The following is a 16,125-nucleotide window of genomic DNA, read 5'->3' on the forward strand; positions in this document are numbered from 1 at the left end:
ATCAGGTTAGTCCCCCGGCGGGCCGGGGCTCGCCCCGGCCGTGTCACCGGACTGGCGGATCAGCAGATGCCGGTCGAACCGGAGCAGGCGGAGCAGCCGGAGGACCAGGTCGGAGGGGTTCCGGATGACCATCACACCACCCCGGCCGCACACGTGCCCGTCCGCCCAGAGCAGGGCCCTGGCGCCCGCGCAGTCGAGGAAACCCACGTGGGCCAGGTCGAGCACCAGATGCGCGGCGGTGTGCCCGGCCACGACGCGTCGCAGCTCGAGACCGATGACGGAGTCGAGATCGCCGTATACGGAGATCTCCGCCCTGTCGGTGCCGGCCGCCGGCGGCACGACCCTGATCACCGTAATTCGCCGGCCCCCTCACCGAGCACCTCAGCCGCGAGGTCGGCGACCCGGCGGCGGCTGTCCCGGGCCTGCTTGCGCAGGCCGGTGAAGGCCTGGGCGGCGGTGAGATCGTGTTTGCCCATCAGGTAGCCGACGGCCCGCTCGATGATCACCCGGTAGTCGAGGGCGTACTGGAGCTGATCGGCCAGGGCGCTCTTCTCCTCGGCCGCCATCGCCGCGGTGAGCAGTTGCTCGATCACGTCGGCATAGGCGTAAAGAGCCTGGATATCCGACTCATCCCAGTTGTAGGGCTCGGACTGGTAGACGTTCAAGGTGCCCACAGGGTCTCCGCCAAGCCGCACCGGCACTCCGGCGACCGCCCGCACCTCGGGGTGGAGCCGGTCGGCGAGCTTCGGCCAGCGCGGATCCACATGCACGTCGAACGAGGTCACCGCGGTGTTCTCTTCGTAGGCGGACACACACGGACCCTGGCCGAGGTGGAGCTGGGCTCCCTCAAGGCTGCGGCCCCGGTCGTCGGTGGCGACCAAGTAGCGCAGATCCTTGCCCTCCTCCGCAAACATCAGGCCCGCACCCGAATAGCCGAAAAGCGTGTCCACGACATCCACAGCCCGCTCAAGCTGATGGACTATGCCTGTCGTGGGCGAGGTCGTCTGAAGCCGTCTCAGACTGGCGACCAGGGCTTCCGGGTCAATGTGCGTCATATGTGTGGCGCCTTTCAGCGTCGACCTGGTTACTTGACTTGCTCACTACGACTGCCCAGGAATGAATGTCTTATGGGCGAGGGTCCGCATGACCATCACCATGAGCTCGCCGAGGCGTTCTCCCGCCCGGACTTTCGCGGGCGGCCATTCACGGCTGTCACGGTCGTGGAAATTCGGGGTGCCGATCAGCCGGTCGTCCGCGCGCGGCGGCACCGTCAGCACCGCGCGGATCCCGGGGACCCGCCCGGCCAGGGCGGAAGAACCGAGGGGGCGGGCGGCCCGGAGGTCGTCGACCGCCACGTCCGCACCGCGGGCGAGACTCCCCACCGCCGGTCCGGAGCCCGTCCGCTCCCGCACCGGCTCCAGCCGCAGGCCCTCGTCGTCGGGTCCGGCGCCCGCGCGTAACCGGTCGTGGTCGTCGACCGGCATCAGGGCCGCGCCGTCAGCCCCGAGCTCGACCGCGAGGGCGTTCATAGTACGGTTGACGAGCTGGGGGAATTCGACACCTTGGGCCATAAGAGGCTTTCTCCGCGTTGAGGTAGATCCGCGGACGCAAGGCGGAATGAACTGCAGCTTGAAGACTAGTGGTGTGCGATGACTCCGGCCAAGCGGTTCCCAATCCTGCTTATCGCGCTATGGCCGCACATTGTCGTCAATAGATCGTTAAGCGTTTCGCAAACTGGGGGCGACAAGGTAGGGACATGAGCATCTTGTCACGTTCCGCCATCGTCCGTCGGCGTCGCACTTTGGTGCATGTCGTGCTCCGCGATATGGCGGAGACCGGCAACACCACGGTACCGCCCTGGTGGGAGTCCGAAATCCAGCGGGAGTTCGGCGGTCTGGACGGGTTCCTGGCCGAGCTGAGCCGCCAGTGGTGGACGGCCTACGCCGCGCATCTGGACGCGCTGATCGAGCTCGGCTCCGACGACCCCACGCAGGCGTGGGCCGACGTCTCCGAGCAGATGCCGCACCTGAGGGCCGTGCTCGACTCCTACACCGACGCGTCCGCGCTCGCCGAGGCCGAGCGGCGCCACTGCGACGTGCTGCGCTGGACCACCCGGCGGGAGAGCCGACACGCCGCCTGAGGCTCGCCGGTGAACTGAGGCATATCCCTCAGCCATGGGGTAGCCATAAACGATGGTCAGGCTACTCGATCGTCAAGATCATCATGATTCGGACCGTCGGCTGGGCGTGCGGCTCACGGTCGCGACGGCGGCCGTGGCGCTTTTCTCGGTGCCGTTCATCCTGTTGCTGGTCTTCGTGATGTCCTCCTTCGCGCCGCTGAACGACTTCGACGAGAGCGTGGCCCACCGGCTCCATGCGTACGCCCTGGCCAATCCCGGCTACGCGCGATTCCTCAACGTGGCGACGGAGGTGTTCGGCCCGAACGTGTGGCGCGCGCTGGTGGTGATGGCCGCGGCCTGGTTCTGGTTCCGGGGCGCGCGGCGCCTGGCGGTCTGGGCGGTCGTCACGATCACCGTCAGCGGCCTGCTGAACCTGGCGGTCAAGGAGATCGTCGATCGGGCCCGGCCCGCCCTGCCCGACCCGGTGTCATGGGCACCGGGCGCCTCGTTCCCCTCCGGGCACACGATGGGTGCGGCGACGGGCACGTGCGTCCTCGTGCTTCTCCTGCTGCCCTACCTGCGGAGCTGGTCCTCCCGCCTCGCCTCATGGGCCGTCGCGGCGGTCCTGACCGTCTTCGTTGCCTACAGCCGGGTCGCCCTCGGCGTCCACTGGTTCAGCGACGTGGTCGCGGGGATCGCGCTGGGCGTCGTGGTCGTCGCGGGGATCGTCGCGGGGTTCGAGAGCTGGCGCCGGTCCGAGGGGCGCAGGCCTGTCGAGCCGCACAAGGAAGGCGTCGAGCCCGAGGCGTCCTGAAGGTAAGGATCCCGAGGTGTTCTTAAGGTAAAAACGAGGGTAGCTCGGGCGCCATGTCTAAAACGTCGGTCGATTTCAAGGGCGTGGCCCGTCTCATCCTGCTGCCACTCGCCATCATGGCCGTCCTGACGATCAGCGTCGGGCTGCTCATCACCAAGGTCCTGCAGACGACCACTCTGATCGCCAACGACCAGGGGGTCAACGAGCAGCTGGTAGACGGTCGCACGGCGTTCCTGAACGACATCACGGACAAGATGACCAAGCTGTCGGACATGCCGACGATCATCATCGCCACCGCGGTGCTCATCGTCGTCTTCCGGCTGGCGTTCAAGCGCTGGAACGAGTCGATCTTCCTGCTCCTGGCCGTGTTCTCCCAGTCGGCCATCTTCCTGCTGGCGACCGTCTTCTCCCAGCGCAAGCGGCCCTTGGTCCAGCACCTCGACCCCGCGCCGCCCACCTCCAGCTTCCCCTCCGGCCACACCAGCGCCGCGGTCGGGTTCTACTGCGCCGTCGCCCTGGTGCTGACCCTCCACACCCACCGCTACAAGATTCTCAACGTGCTGTGGTGGGCCGTCGGCCTGGCGGTCCCGCTGGGGATCGCCTACTCCCGGATGTACCGCGGGATGCACCACCTGAGCGACGTGAGCTGGGGCCTCCTGCTCGGCGCGGTCTGCATCGCGGTGGCCGCCAACGCGCTGCTCCGGCGGCGGCCGGTGGCCGGGGAACGGCCGGTGGTGCAGCAGAAGGTCACGGCATAGGGACCTCGCCCGGGTCCACGATCGCGCGCTCCGCCGCGGCCGGCTCCTCCTCGATCCTCCGGAGACCACCGCGGCGGCCTCGTCCCCGTCGCAGGTCGTGCGGGCGCCGCGCACAAGGTGACCGCGTGCCCGCGCCTTGCCGTGGCGGGGGCACCAGGGTGGCCGCATGCCCCGCCACGGTGAGGCGCGCCGGGGCCGGATCCGCGGGGGGCCGGAGGGTGCGGCGGTACGGTCGGCGGAACACGGGACGCGTCAGCGATCAAGCGCACCGTCCGCGCGACCGGGCGCCGGTCGCGCCCACCCAACACAGGAGGTCGCGAAGGTGTTTGTCATCACCGGCATCCAGGCGTCCGGCAAGTCGACGGTCGCGCAACTGCTGGCGGAACGGCTGCCGCGGTCGGTGCACGTGCGCGGCGACGGCTTCCGGCGCATGGTGGTCAACGGCAGGGCGGACATGACGCCCACCCCCTCCCCGGAGGCCCTGGACCAGCTACGGCTGCGCCACCGGCTGACCGCGACGGTGAGCGAGGGCTACACCCGGGCCGGCTTCACCGTCGTCGCGCAGGACGTGATCCTCGGCGAGCACCTGGCCGAGATGGTGGCCATGATCAAGACCCGGCCGCTGTCCGTGGTCGTGCTGGCCCCGCGCCCCGAGGTTGTCGCCGAGCGTGAGGCGGCGCGGGGAAAGAACGCCTACGACGCCTGGGCGATCCAGCAGCTCGATCACATCCTCCGCAGGCAGACCCCCCGCATCGGCCTCTGGCTCGACACCTCGGACCAGACGCCCGCCGAGACGGTCGAGGACATCCTCGCCCACGCGCACAGCGAGCCGTGAGCCGGCGAGCCACGGACCACGAGGCGCGGGGCGTGGGGCGCGAAGCGGCGAGACAGCGGGGCGACGGGGCGCGAGGCGTGGGGCGACGGGGCGTAAGGCGCGAAGCGGCGAGACAGCGAGGCGGCGAGGCGTAAGCAGCGGGGCGACGGGGCGTAAGGCGGCGGACCGTGGGACGGCGGGGCCGTCGGGGCGGCGGGGCCGGGTAGAAAAAGAGTGGGAAAAACCACAACCGGTAGAAAAGGGCGGCAGTGATATAGGGGTGTTTTCCCCCACTTCCTATCCGGTTTTAGATCACGCGAGTCCCCGGGCGGCTACATTCGGCGGTGTGGAACAACGCACGCTTGTCACTATCTGCAATTGAATGACTACCCTATGCTATCAAGTAAGATAAAGGCCCGATAGAGAGATTGAAGACTCCTCTTTAGGGCAGGAGCAGCCGGCCGGCCGGACCCAGCGGTGTTCGACGGCTACCCTCAGGAAGGAAGCCGTCCCATGGACCCCCAACCCGTTCTCTGCCATACATGCACAGGTGTTCTCCTCGCCAGCGACTCCCGCACGTACACGCCGCAGCGAGGGCGCCTGATCGTGACCAACGGATACTGCACCTGCCCGCCCGCCACGGAGGCTCCCGCGGAGCCCGAGGCGCAGAGACAGCAGCCGCAGCAGCAGGAGCGCCTCCCCGGCCAGGCCACGATGGTGAACGTCTGAGCGAGCCAGGCCGTCGAGTGAGCCGCCGCGGCATCCGGCCCGTGCCGCGGCTCGGCGTCTCACTCCAGCCCGTGCCGCGGCTCGGCGTCTCACTCCAGCCCGTGCCGCGGCTCGGCGTCTCACTCCGGCCCGCGGGCGGCGTGCCACGGCGCCGGCGGCGCGGGTTCAGCCCGACAGTCCCCAGGACGCGACCACCGCGAGACCACTCGTCCCGATCAGTCCGATAAGCACCACTATGGCGACGATCCGACGGTTCATGCCTCGGAGCCTAGCGACAGGTCGCCGGTGCGGTCGCCCACCGGACGGCGGGCACGCGGAGCGTGCTCCGTCTCCCCGCCGATCCGCGCGCTCTCGTCCCGCGGCACCGGGTGGCGATCCTCACGCTCTTTGAGCATCTCAACGGGGGGTGCCGGCGGCGAGAATGATTTAGGCTCGTCAGCGTTGACTAGCGAAGACCGGGCTACGGCGTACGCCGCCCCACCGAGGACGAGGTGCACGTGGTCGCCGAAGACATCGAGCAGTCGGCCAAGAGCGGCAAGAAGAAGCGCTCGTTCTGGTTGGAGTTCCCCCTGCTGGTCGCGGTCTCCCTTCTGCTGGCGCTGCTGATAAAGAGCTTCGTCATCCAGGCGTTCTACATCCCGTCGGAGTCGATGGAGAACACGCTCCTCGTCAACGACCGGGTCCTGGTCAACAAGCTCGTCTACCACACCCGTGACATCGAGCGCGGCGACGTGGTGGTCTTCTCCGGGGTCGACTCGTGGAAGGGGGAGGTCGACCTCCCGGAGCCGTCCAACCCGGTCGCGGCGTTCTTCAACTGGGCCGGCACCGTCTTCGGCGTGGTGCCCGGCGAGAAGGACTACATCAAGCGGGTCATCGGTGTGCCGGGTGACGTCGTGAAGTGCTGCGACGCCAAGGACCGCATCACGGTCAACGGGGTGCCGCTGGAGGAGGAGAGCTACATCTACCCCGACGACAAGCCGTCGGGCAGGCACTTCGAGATCAAGGTGCCGGAGGGGCGGCTCTGGGTGATGGGCGACCACCGTTCGGTGTCGTACGACTCCCGCTCCCACCAGGGCGACCCCGGAGGCGGCACGATCCCGGTCGACCAGGTGATCGGCCGTGCTTTCGTGATCGTGTGGCCGTTCTCCCGCGCCACCACGCTCCCGATCCCCGACACCTTCTCCCAGCCCGCGCTCCAGGCCGCCGGGGCGATCGGCGGTGGGGCGCCGTTCCTGCTCGGGGTCGCCGGGGCGATGCCCCTGGTGCTCTGGCGCCGTCGCCGCCTGCTGAAGCGGCTCTGACGGCCACCCGGGACGGCTGACCGCCACCGCCGGAGCAGCGCGCTGAGGACCACGCCGAAGCCACCGCCGGAGCGGCTCTGAGCGCCACGCCGGAGCGGCTCCGACGCTCTCCCGGGGAGAAACCACGCTTCCCCGGGCCTTCCCTCCCCCACCGGAGCACCGAGAGGGCCGGCCTGGTCCTCACCCCGCCTACGCGTGCCGCCGGAGTCCCGCGCATGCCGTACGGCTCGCGTCCGCATGTCGTACGGCTCGCGTCCGCATGCCCGTGTGCCACTCGCGCGCGCATGCCCTACGCCAAAGGAAGCCCTCTGACCTGGCGTGGCGCTCGCCATCACCCGTGAACAAGACAACTATGGAGATGAGGGGAACAAGGGGAAGCAGGGGGAAGAGGTCGCGATGCAGGCAGATGACGGGCGGCCGGTGGTCGCCGGATACGACGGTTCGACAGCGAGCCAGCAGGCTCTCCGGTGGGGCGTCAACGAGGCCCGGATGCGATTCGTTCCCCTGGTCGTCTGCCATGCCTGGCAGTGGTCCTATCCCATGCCGCCCGTCTCCCCCGAGACGCTGGAGGCCGTACGGCGGATGGGCCAGCACGTGCTCGACGCGGGAGTGAGCCTCGCGCGCAGCCTGGCGCCCCGGTTGGAGGTGCGGGGGAAGCTGGTGACGGGGTCGTCGGCGGTCGTCCTGGTGGGCGAGTCGTCCACCGCGGAGCTGGTCGCGGTCGGGCCGCGCGGAACGGGCGGCTTCGAGGAGCTGCAGATCGGCTCGACCGCGATGCAGCTGGCCGCGCACTCGTACTGCCCGGTGGCCGTCGTCAGGGAGTCCGGCCGGCCCGCCACGGGCCGCGTGGTGGTCGGGGTGGAGGGCGCGAACGTGGAGCGGTCGGGTCTCGGGACGGCGTTCGAGGAGGCGAAGCTGCGGCACGCCACGCTGCTGGCGATCTGCCTGTGCCCCGAGGGGCTAGAGGACACGCGGCCGCTGGCGGCCCGCTTCCACAGCACCATCTCGGTGTGGGAGGAGAAGTATCCCCAGGTGAACGTGGAGACCATGATCGAGACGCGGCCTCACACGGCGGTGATGCACAGCGCGGCCGAGCACGCGGACCTGCTGGTGGTCAACGACCGCGAGCAGGACGACCCGGTCGAGCTGCCGCTCGGCCTGGTCTCCCAGTCACTGCTGCGCGGCGCGTCGTGCACGGTCACAGTGATCCCGTCGCGGGCGTTCGCCATGTCTTCGAGGTCAGCGAGCCGCGTTCGGCCCGGATGATGTGGATGACCGCGTTGATGAGGGCGAGATGGGTGAAGGCCTGGGGGAAGTTCCCCAGGTGGCGTCCGGTGACGGGGTCGATCTCCTCGGCGTAGAGACCGAGGGGGCTGGCGAAGGAGAGGACCTTCTCGCAGAGCCTGCGGGCACGGCTCTCCTCCCTGATCTCCGTGAACGCCGACACGAGCCAGAACGAGCAGATCGTGAAGGTCCCCTCGTCCCCGGCCTGGCCGTCGTCGGTCTCCTTCGGCAGGTAGCGCATGACCAGGTCGTCGACGGTCAGCTCGTCGGCGATGGCCAGGACGGTGTCGCGGATCCTGGGGTCGGTGGGCGGCAGGAAGTGCACCAGCGGGAGGAGCAGGAGCGACGCGTCGAGGGCATCGGTGCCGTAGTGCTGCCTGAAGACCCCCCGCTCGGTGACTCCGTTGGCGCAGACGTCGGCGTGGATCTCGTCGGCGGACGCCTGCCAGCGCGCGGCCAGGTGGAAGTCCTGGCGGAGCCGGGCGAGCCGCGCGCCCCGGTCGGCCGCCACCCAGCACATGACCTTCGACGAGGTGAAGTGCTTGGGCTCGCCGCGCACCTCCCATATACCGCGGTCGGGCTCCCGCCAGTGTTTGATGGCGGCGTCGACCTGGCGCTTCAGGATGGGCCAGATCCGCTCGTCCAGGCGGTCCCGGGACCGGGTGTGGATGTAGAAGGAGTCGAGGACCGCCCCCCAGACGTCGTGCTGGTGGTGCTTGTAGGCGGCGTTGCCGACCCGGACGGGTCTGGCCCCCTCGTAGCCGTCCAGATAGTCGAGGATGTGCTCCTCCAGGTCACGCTCGCCGTCGACGCCGTACATGACCTGAAGCTCCTCGTCCCTCTCCGCGACGTCGGCGATGAACCAGAAGAAGTCGTCGGCCTCCCAGTCGAATCCGAGGGTGTAGAGGCCCCAGAGGGCGAAGGTCGAGTCGCGGATCCAGCTGTAGCGGTAGTCCCAGTTCCGGTCCCCGCCCGGTGTCTCGGGCAGGGAGGTGGTCGCCGCCGCGATCAGCGCTCCGGTCGGGGCGAAGGTCAGGCCCTTGAGGGTGAGGGCGCTGCGCTCCAGGAAGCTGCGCCAGGGGTGGTCGGGGAAGTCGCCTCTGGCAAGCCAGTGCTGCCAGTGGTGGGCGGTCCACACCAGCCGTCCGTATGCCTCCGCGAAGGTGTAGGGCGGCTCGTGAACGGTCCACGACAGCGCGCAGAAGCGGGTGTCCCCCTCTCTCATCAGGGTGCGCGCGGTCGCCCGCGACCCCTCGAACCCCAGTCGCATGTCGGTGGTGAGCTTGAGCTCCAGATTCACCCCGTCTCCCCGGGCGGCGCCCTGGTGGTAGCCCCGGTCCGTGTAGATCCAGTGGGCCGGCCTGCGCCCGTAGTCGAACACCGGCTCGCAGTCGAGGGCGATCTGCACCTCCCCGCTGACGCAGCGCACCGTGCGCAGCAGCACGTGGCTGGCGTCGTAGTCGGTCGGGGCCCGCCTGTGCGTGTTCGACAGCTCCTCGTCGTGATGCCAGGGCCCTATGAGCAGCAGGTCACGGACGATGATCCAGCCGGTCGGCGTGCCCCAGCTCGTCTCCAGCACCATGGTGCCCGGCAGGTAGCGGCGCGCGGCCGGCACCCTGAGGTCCGCGGGACCGATCCGGAACCCTCCGGCGTCCCGGTCCAGGATGGCGGCGAACACGCTGGGAGAGTCCATCCGGGGCAGGCACAGCCACTCCACGTTTCCGCTCGGCGCGACCAGAGCGGTGACCTCGCAGTCGGACAGGAAGCCGTAGTCCGCGATGGGCGGGAACGGTGAGGCGTCGCAGAGCACGCCCGCCGGTGGATCCAGGGTCATGGGATGGCCTGCTTTCCCTGGAGATCTCGCTCAGGCCTCGCCGGCGATCAGGCCGGTCCCGGCGGCCTCGATCACCTGCCGCAGGCGGAGGCCGTCCCGTACGTCCAGTCCGTACGGGATGCCCTGCCCGACCGCTGCCACGGACTCCCGGCGCATCGTGCCGATCGCGTCGGGACCGGCCGCCGCCACGCGGTCGATCACGGCGGCGCCACCCGGACCGGAGATCTCGGCCTCGGCGGCCCGGCGCCCCGCACCGGCAAGACCGATGATGACCGTCATACCATCGACTTTATGCACCTGAGCCCGCGGTTCGGAAGGCACTGCCTGACAGCGAGAGTCGGCCTTTAGGGAGGTCCGCCATGCGCATGACCAAGCTTCCGTCCGGCGGTGAGGTCGCGGTTCTCGGCATGGGGACGTGGCGCATGGGCGAGGTCCCCTCGCGCCGGGGAGAGGAGATCGCGGCGCTGCGGCTGGGCCTGGAGCTGGGCATGACGCTGATCGACACCGCTGAGATGTACGGCGACGGCAAGGCGGAGCAGCTCGTCGGCGAGGCGATCGCCGGCCACCGGGACGAGGTCTTCCTGGTCAGCAAGGCGCTGCCGCGGCATGCCACGTTCAAGGGCGTGATCGCCGCCTGCGAGGGCAGCCTGCGCCGCCTCGGGACCGACCGGCTCGATCTCTACCTGCTGCACTGGCGGGGCCCCACGCCGCTGGAGGAGACCGTGGGAGCCTTCGAGGAGCTGGTGAGCCGGGGGAGCATCCGGAGCTGGGGCGTGAGCAACTTCGACGTGGCGGACATGGAAGAGGTGGTGGCCCTTCCCGGCGGGGAGGCCGTACAGACCGACCAGGTGCTCTACAACCTGATGCGGCGCGGCGTCGAGTACGACCTGATGCCCTGGTGCCGCGGGCAGGGCCTGCCGATCATGGCCTACTCGCCGATCGAGCAGGGCCGGATGCTCACCCATCCCGCGCTCCGTTCCGTGGCGGAGCGGCACGGAGCCACCCCGGCCCAGGTGGCCCTCGCCTGGGTGCTGCGCGAGGACGGTGTCGTCATCATTCCCAAGGCGGGGACGCGGGAGCACGTCCGGCAGGACCACGCGGCCCTCGCCCTCCGCCTCACCGAGGACGACTTCACGTCGCTGGACGGGGCGTTCCCGCCACCGCTCGGCGGAAGGCCGCTCGAAATGCTGTGAGCACGGCGCGGGCGGCCCTCTACCGTCAGGTCGTGGACTCGACCATCTCCTGGAACTCACCGGGGAGCTGGGACATGACATGGTCGAAGGCCTCGCCGGGGATCGTCTCGCGCAGCGTCGTGAGGACGGCGCGGACGCCGCCGGTGGCCTCCTGCACGGTCAGGCCGGTCCGGTTGCTCACCCGCACGACGAAATCGTGGAGCCCGAACTGCTCGCTCTTGTCCTTCACGGGAAGCGACTCCCGCAGCGGCTCGGGGAGCTGGAGCGCGAGGTGGCGGGCCTCCCCCGCGCTCAGCCGGTCCCCCAGCGCGCCGAGCGTCGCGCGGGTGAGATCCGCCGCCTCCTCGCGCGACAGACCGGCACGCTCCGCCACCGTCTGAACGAACTCCTTGTATTCCACATCGATCCCCCCTTGACCGGCTAGCCTTCCCGGTCGGTGCGGGAATCGAACGTCCGGGACGGGATCAGCCCTGGTCTCACTGCCCCTGCCGCCCTTCGGGTTTCCCGCAGTGGGCGAGCGACCTGACCGTTTCCGCGGGCGCTCTGCCCTGCCGCGCGTCGCGCAGGGCGTCGGCGAACCGGGCGAGATCCAGCTCCTTCGCGAGCAGGTCGCCGGTGACCACCGCGCGGGCGCACGAACGGAACACCTCACTGAAAGTGGCGTAATAGGAATATTGCGGACGCGATTCGGCCGTGCGCAGGGCCTGGTGGATCTTCGCCGCCAGGTCCTGGAGCATGGGGCCGGTGAGCTCGGTGTCCTCGCCGGCGGGCACGGGGGTGGGACCGTCCGTCGGGGCCGTGGTGCCCTTCCCGGCGGTGGGGTCGGCGGCCGTCCCGGAGGCGGCCAGCAACTGGCCGCAGGTGCGCGGATTCCTGGCGTACTCCTCGTAGACGGATTCGAGGACGGGAGGGTATCCGCTGCATGCGAACAGCTTCATCTGCGCGTCGTGCCCGGTCAGGAAGTCGATGAGCGTCCTGGCCTTGGCCGGGTTGCCGGAATGCGCGGAGATCGCCAGATTGAACCCGCCGAGCATGCCTGTCCCGGGTAGCGCGGCCATCCCGAAGCGCAGCCGTCCCTGGTCGTCGTACATCGAACGGTCCGTGGCCAGGCGGTGGAACGCGAACGGCCAGTTGCGCATGTAGGCGACGTCGTCGTCGCGGAACGCCCGGAGGCTGCTCTCCTCCACGGAGTTCTTCGACCCCCGCTCCAGGAATCCGTTCCGGAAGGTGCTGAAGGTGTCTTCCTTGGAGAAGTTCTCCGCGCCGCGCGCCAGGACCCCCTTCTCCAGCAGCGCGTGCCAGCGGGAGAGCGCCTCGCGCACGGCCTCAGCGGAGTCTCCCTCGTCCACCACGATCCGCTCGCCGTCGGTGACCCTCCCGCCCGCGGACCGGATCGCCTCCAGCAGGTTGACCGTCCCTCCCTCGTAGTCGCCGAGCTGTACGGAGTATCCGCCGTTCTCGGCGGCGTATTTCCAGAGCTGCTCCATCGTGGCGGGCACGGGTACGCCACGACGGTGGAAGAGGAGGGGCACGTCGGTGACGAAGGGCACCGCGTACTGGACACCGTCCACCTGGCCGGCTTTCAGAACGTTGTCCACGTAGCGGTTGGCCTCTCCAGGTTCGAGAGGGTACGGGCGGATGTAGCCGCTGCGGGCGAACTCGGCCATCCAGGCGACGTCCACGGAGAACACGTCGTAGGCGCAGCTCCCCAGCCGGGCCCGGCCCACCATCTCGGCCCGCTCCTCGTCGGTGCGGTCGGCCACCTCCACCAGGGTGACCTGGGTGGTGTGCGTACGGTTCCACTCCTCGATGAGGTCGCGGCGGAAGCTCCCGGCGGTGATGTCGGCGCCGGTCGCCACGGTGAGCCGGTTCGGCCCGCCGCAGCCGGTGAAGGAGGAGACGGAGGGCGGGGCGCCCTTCCCGGTGAGGGAGACGAGCACCGACGCCAGGGCCAGCCCGGCCACCAGCCCGGCGCCGCCCCAGCGGCGCTGGGCCGGATCCAACCGGCGGAGCAGATCACGCGGGCGTCGGATCGCGCTCATCGCCGGGCCTCTCCGCGCATGCTGGAGATCAGATGTCTCAGCGCCTGTTGCATGTCGGTGCCGGTCTCGACGCAGGCCCGGTATTTCCCGCGCCGCGGGGGAGAGCGGTCGCAGCCGTTGTCGCCGAGGGCCAGGACGTAGAGGTCGGTGACGTGGGATGCGCGGGCGAGCGTCCTGCCGACGCTCTCTCCCGGCCGCTCGTTGTCGAATACGCCTCCGTCGGTCACGACGACGAGAGCGCGCCCGGGTGACCCGGCACGCCCGTTCAGATTCATGATCATGTCCGATACGGGGGCGTCGGAGCCGCGCCCCGTCGCGCCGATGACGCTCTTGGTGAGCTCGTCGAACTCCTCACGGCTCACCGACGGCTGGAGCTCCCTGACCCGGGTCTTCCCACCGACCCTGGAGAAGGAGCTCAGCGTGAGGTCGTCTCGCGGCGTGATCACGGGCTTGACGTCGGGAAACGCCTCACGCAGCCGGACGAGCAGGGACCGGGGCGGGGCGGCCATCGAGCCGGACACGTCGAGGGCGATCTCGGCGTCGACGCGGGGAAGGAGGTCGAAGAACTCGTTCTGGGCGTCTCTCAGATCCTTCAGGCCGCGCACCGCCGCTCCGGTCTCCGGTCTCCCCCCGGCACCATCGCCGAAGAGCGGGTGGGTGGTCAGCCATCCGCGCAACAGGTCGAGCCCCGCCGCGCGCTCCCCGCTCCGCTCCTTCGGCCAGTCGATCGTGACGAACGGGTAGTCCAGCCTGGAGAGCCCCGGAGAGGAGAACTCACGGAGCTTGTTCCTTCCGCTCGACGCCCCCTCCGGGCAGCGGGGGTCGTTGAACCTTCCGTTGTTGTAGTCCGTGAGGCTGTGAAAGGGGACCACCACGGCCAGGCTCCGGGCGAGGTTCTCGCCCCCGGTTCCCTGAGCCGCGGTCTTGAACTGGCAGAGCAGGGAGCTGACGCTCTCGGCGACGATCCCCCGCTGTTCCCGATCCACCACGTCGTCCGCCGCATCGTCCGCCTCGCCGTCCGCCGTGCCGTCCGCCTCGCCGTCGAGGAGCAGGAGGTCGGAGACGGCGGCGAGCCCGGCGGTGGAGAGCTCGGGCTGCGGGTAGCTCACCGACATGCCGGCCTCCGATCGGATGGCGGTCCACAGGTCCCGCAGGCTGTGACTGCCGGGCCGTTCCAGCGGGAGCCTCTCCCTGATGTCCTCGGCCCGCCCGCTGATCATGCCGATCACCAGGCGGTCGGACGCGACCGCCGGGCCGATGCGGAGCGTGGCGCCACCCGCCCTCATCTCGTCGGAGACCAGATCGGCCTCACCGGTGCTCGTGGCGATCCAGGCGTCGGCACGCGGGCCGTACAGGCGGCGGAACGGCTCGCCCCCCTCCTGGCGCACGTCGTCGCGGTACCAGTTGTCGCCGAGGGCGTAGGCCAGCTCGCCGATCGACGGCGCGACCCCCACCGAGATCGCGTACGGCGCGCAGCCGTCCACCAGCCTGCTCCGGATGAACAGGGCGACGCTCTCGCGCAGGGCGAGAACGTTCTCGGGAGCGGTGATGACGCGCAGTTCCAGCGGCCGCTCGCAGTCCGGGGGCTGGATTCTGTGGCTCAGCCACGCCCCGCCCTTGACGGCTCCCCACGGGACCATGACGACGGCGGCGCCGAGCAGGACGCCGACGTAACCGGCCGACAGCCTGAGCACGGCCCGTTCCAGCCGCTGACGTCTCCGGCTCGGCGGCCGATCCGGGCCGCCGGTCCCGGCCGTCGCCGCGGCACGGCGGCGCGTGACGACCCGCTTCACCGGCTCCAACAGCCGTCGGAGGAACCTGGAGAAATGGCCCAGGGTCAGGAGAACGGCCACGGCCAGGCCGATCACCGCGCTGATGAGCAGGGTGAGACCCGTTCCCAGTGCCCGCATGCCCTCCACCAGCAGGGTGAAAAGGGCGGTGACGCCGCCGCCGATCAGGGCGGTGAGCGCGATCTCCCTGAGCTTCGCGGGGGTGAGGCCGGACGGATCCCCGTCCGGCCCTCGCGAGCCGTCGCCGGGCGGGGAGGGAGAGGATCCGGCCATGGAGACCACTGCCTGTTCGACGATTTCGACGACGGAACTTCACAACGATCATGGACGGGAGATGATCCCCCTTCACCTCGCCGGTCGCGTTAAATCCTAATCGCCTCATTCGCCTGGCGCGGCGGATAGCCAGATTTCCTTTATCCTTTCCAGGACGCCTGGAGCAAATGTAGATATATGCATATTTTGCACTCCCTTATATATCAATATTTGTTGTCATAAAATGCTCGGATGGTGGATCATCGCAATTCTCCGCCCGCGTGCCCGGGCGGTGCCGCCGGGGACGGCCGCCGCCGCTCCACGGGAAGACCGGGGACGCCGGCCCGGTGGAGGTCGAGCGGCGACCCGTAAGGTTCACCCTCGGGCTGTCCGGCCGGGGTGCGGGGCGTCGCCGGCCGCCGCCTCCCGCGCCCCGCCCCCGCGAAGAGCTCGCGGCCGACCGGCGACCCCGCCGTGAGAAGAACATCCGAAGGAGACGACATGGACATCGTCAACCCCGCCGTGAACGACTATCTGCTCTCCCACTGCACACCCGCCGACGACCTGCTGCGCGAACTGGCCGCGGAGACGCGGGAGGCCTTCCCCGACTCCGCGGGCATGCAGATCTCCCACGACGAGGGCGAGTTCCTCACCATGCTGGTCCGGCTGGTGGGCGCGCGACGGGCCGTCGAGGTAGGAGTGTTCACCGGATACTCGTCGATCTGCATCGCCCGGGGCCTGCCCAAGGACGGTCACCTTCTCGCCTGCGACGTCAGCGACGAGTGGACCTCGATCGCCCGTCGCTACTGGGACCGGGCCGGCGTGGCCGACCGGATCGACCTGCGGATCGCCCCGGCGGTCGAGACCCTGCGGGCACTCCCCGCCGAGCCGGTCGTCGACTTCGCGTTCATCGACGCGGACAAGGTCGGCTACCCCCTCTACTACGAGGAACTGGTCGTACGGCTGCGCCCCGGCGGCCTGATCGTCCTCGACAACGTGCTGCGCGGAGGCCGCGTGCTCGACCCGGCCTTCCAGGACGAGGCCGACGTGGCCATGCGCCGGATGAACGAGACCGTCGTCGGGGACGAGCGCGTCGACTCCGTGATGCTGCCCGTGCGCGACGGCGTCACCCTCGCCCGCAGGCGCTGAACTCCCGCAAGTCCCATGGGCGGGGAGGGATTACCGCTGTCCGGGC

17 protein-coding genes are annotated in these 16,125 nt (G+C 69.8%); 9 read left to right on the forward strand and 8 right to left on the reverse strand.

What is annotated here, in order from left to right; genetic code table 11:
- Window positions 1–6: 6 nt before the first annotated feature.
- The 3 genes from SROS_RS43500 to SROS_RS43510 form a co-directional block, all read right to left on the reverse strand.
- A complete protein-coding gene (locus SROS_RS43500) occupies window positions 7–351 on the reverse strand; it encodes an STAS domain-containing protein (protein ID WP_012895363.1) in 345 nt (114 codons plus the stop codon).
- Window positions 348–959, reverse strand: coding sequence for a GAF and ANTAR domain-containing protein (locus SROS_RS43505; protein ID WP_052317161.1), 612 nt, complete (start codon window positions 957–959; stop codon window positions 348–350). The genes SROS_RS43500 and SROS_RS43505 overlap by 4 nt, the downstream gene beginning before the upstream one ends.
- Window positions 960–1,100: 141 nt before the next feature.
- A complete protein-coding gene (locus tag SROS_RS43510) occupies window positions 1,101–1,571 on the reverse strand; it encodes a GAF domain-containing protein (RefSeq protein ID WP_012895365.1) in 471 nt (156 codons plus the stop codon).
- 185 nt (window positions 1,572–1,756) lie between these two features.
- Here SROS_RS43510 and SROS_RS43515 point away from each other — a divergent pair, with 185 nt between their 5' ends.
- The 7 genes from SROS_RS43515 to SROS_RS43545 all read left to right on the forward strand — a co-directional run bounded on the left by SROS_RS43515 (window position 1,757) and on the right by SROS_RS43545 (window position 7,801).
- Complete coding sequence (locus SROS_RS43515) at window positions 1,757–2,140, forward strand: hypothetical protein (RefSeq protein WP_012895366.1); 384 nt, start codon at window positions 1,757–1,759, stop codon at window positions 2,138–2,140.
- Window positions 2,141–2,273: 133 nt separating this feature from the next.
- Window positions 2,274–2,933 carry a phosphatase PAP2 family protein gene (locus tag SROS_RS43520; RefSeq protein ID WP_245564500.1) on the forward strand — a complete coding sequence of 220 codons (660 nt, stop codon included), beginning with the start codon at window positions 2,274–2,276 and terminating at the stop codon, window positions 2,931–2,933.
- A gap of 53 nt (window positions 2,934–2,986) precedes the next feature.
- Complete coding sequence (locus tag SROS_RS43525; RefSeq protein WP_012895368.1) at window positions 2,987–3,691, forward strand: phosphatase PAP2 family protein; 705 nt, start codon at window positions 2,987–2,989, stop codon at window positions 3,689–3,691.
- A gap of 322 nt (window positions 3,692–4,013) precedes the next feature.
- A complete protein-coding gene (locus SROS_RS43530) occupies window positions 4,014–4,526 on the forward strand; it encodes an AAA family ATPase (RefSeq protein WP_012895369.1) in 513 nt (170 codons plus the stop codon).
- Between the two features lie 585 nt (window positions 4,527–5,111).
- The gene (locus SROS_RS54145) at window positions 5,112–5,234 is read left to right on the forward strand and encodes a hypothetical protein (protein ID WP_281047988.1); all 123 of its coding nucleotides are present in this window, start codon (window positions 5,112–5,114) and stop codon (window positions 5,232–5,234) included.
- 491 nt (window positions 5,235–5,725) lie between these two features.
- Window positions 5,726–6,535 (forward strand): signal peptidase I, encoded by an 810-nt coding sequence (gene lepB, locus SROS_RS43540; protein WP_012895373.1) that lies wholly within the window; start codon window positions 5,726–5,728, stop codon window positions 6,533–6,535.
- Between the two features lie 396 nt (window positions 6,536–6,931).
- Window positions 6,932–7,801, forward strand: coding sequence for a universal stress protein (locus tag SROS_RS43545; protein ID WP_148269409.1), 870 nt, complete (start codon window positions 6,932–6,934; stop codon window positions 7,799–7,801).
- On the opposite strand, the gene SROS_RS43550 is transcribed toward SROS_RS43545, so the two are convergent.
- Both SROS_RS43550 and SROS_RS43555 read right to left on the reverse strand, forming a co-directional pair.
- Window positions 7,734–9,653, reverse strand: coding sequence for a glycoside hydrolase family 15 protein (locus SROS_RS43550; protein WP_012895375.1), 1,920 nt, complete (start codon window positions 9,651–9,653; stop codon window positions 7,734–7,736). The two genes, SROS_RS43545 and SROS_RS43550, sit on opposite strands and share 68 nt — an antisense overlap.
- 30 nt (window positions 9,654–9,683) lie before the next feature.
- A complete protein-coding gene (locus SROS_RS43555; protein ID WP_012895376.1) occupies window positions 9,684–9,932 on the reverse strand; it encodes a hypothetical protein in 249 nt (82 codons plus the stop codon).
- An 86-nt stretch (window positions 9,933–10,018) separates the two neighbouring features.
- Here SROS_RS43555 and SROS_RS43560 point away from each other — a divergent pair, with 86 nt between their 5' ends.
- Window positions 10,019–10,846, forward strand: coding sequence for an aldo/keto reductase (locus SROS_RS43560; protein WP_281047989.1), 828 nt, complete (start codon window positions 10,019–10,021; stop codon window positions 10,844–10,846).
- A gap of 25 nt (window positions 10,847–10,871) precedes the next feature.
- Here the strand turns inward: SROS_RS43560 and SROS_RS43565 are convergent, their stop codons facing one another.
- The 3 genes from SROS_RS43565 to SROS_RS43575 all read right to left on the reverse strand — a co-directional run bounded on the left by SROS_RS43565 (window position 10,872) and on the right by SROS_RS43575 (window position 14,951).
- Window positions 10,872–11,246: a DUF2267 domain-containing protein gene (locus SROS_RS43565; protein WP_012895378.1), complete on the reverse strand. Its 375-nt coding sequence runs from the start codon at window positions 11,244–11,246 to the stop codon at window positions 10,872–10,874.
- A gap of 76 nt (window positions 11,247–11,322) precedes the next feature.
- Window positions 11,323–12,888, reverse strand: a complete 1,566-nt coding sequence (locus tag SROS_RS43570; RefSeq protein WP_012895379.1) for an extracellular solute-binding protein — start codon at window positions 12,886–12,888, stop codon at window positions 11,323–11,325.
- Window positions 12,885–14,951, reverse strand: coding sequence for a vWA domain-containing protein (locus SROS_RS43575; protein WP_012895380.1), 2,067 nt, complete (start codon window positions 14,949–14,951; stop codon window positions 12,885–12,887). The genes SROS_RS43570 and SROS_RS43575 overlap by 4 nt, the downstream gene beginning before the upstream one ends.
- Before the next feature lie 480 nt (window positions 14,952–15,431).
- On the opposite strand from SROS_RS43575, the gene SROS_RS43580 reads away from it, so the two are divergent.
- Window positions 15,432–16,079, forward strand: a complete 648-nt coding sequence (locus SROS_RS43580; protein WP_012895381.1) for an O-methyltransferase — start codon at window positions 15,432–15,434, stop codon at window positions 16,077–16,079.
- Window positions 16,080–16,125: the final 46 nt, after the last annotated feature.

The sequence above is a fragment of the Streptosporangium roseum DSM 43021 genome, from assembly GCF_000024865.1.
Lineage (GTDB): Bacteria > Actinomycetota > Actinomycetes > Streptosporangiales > Streptosporangiaceae > Streptosporangium > Streptosporangium roseum.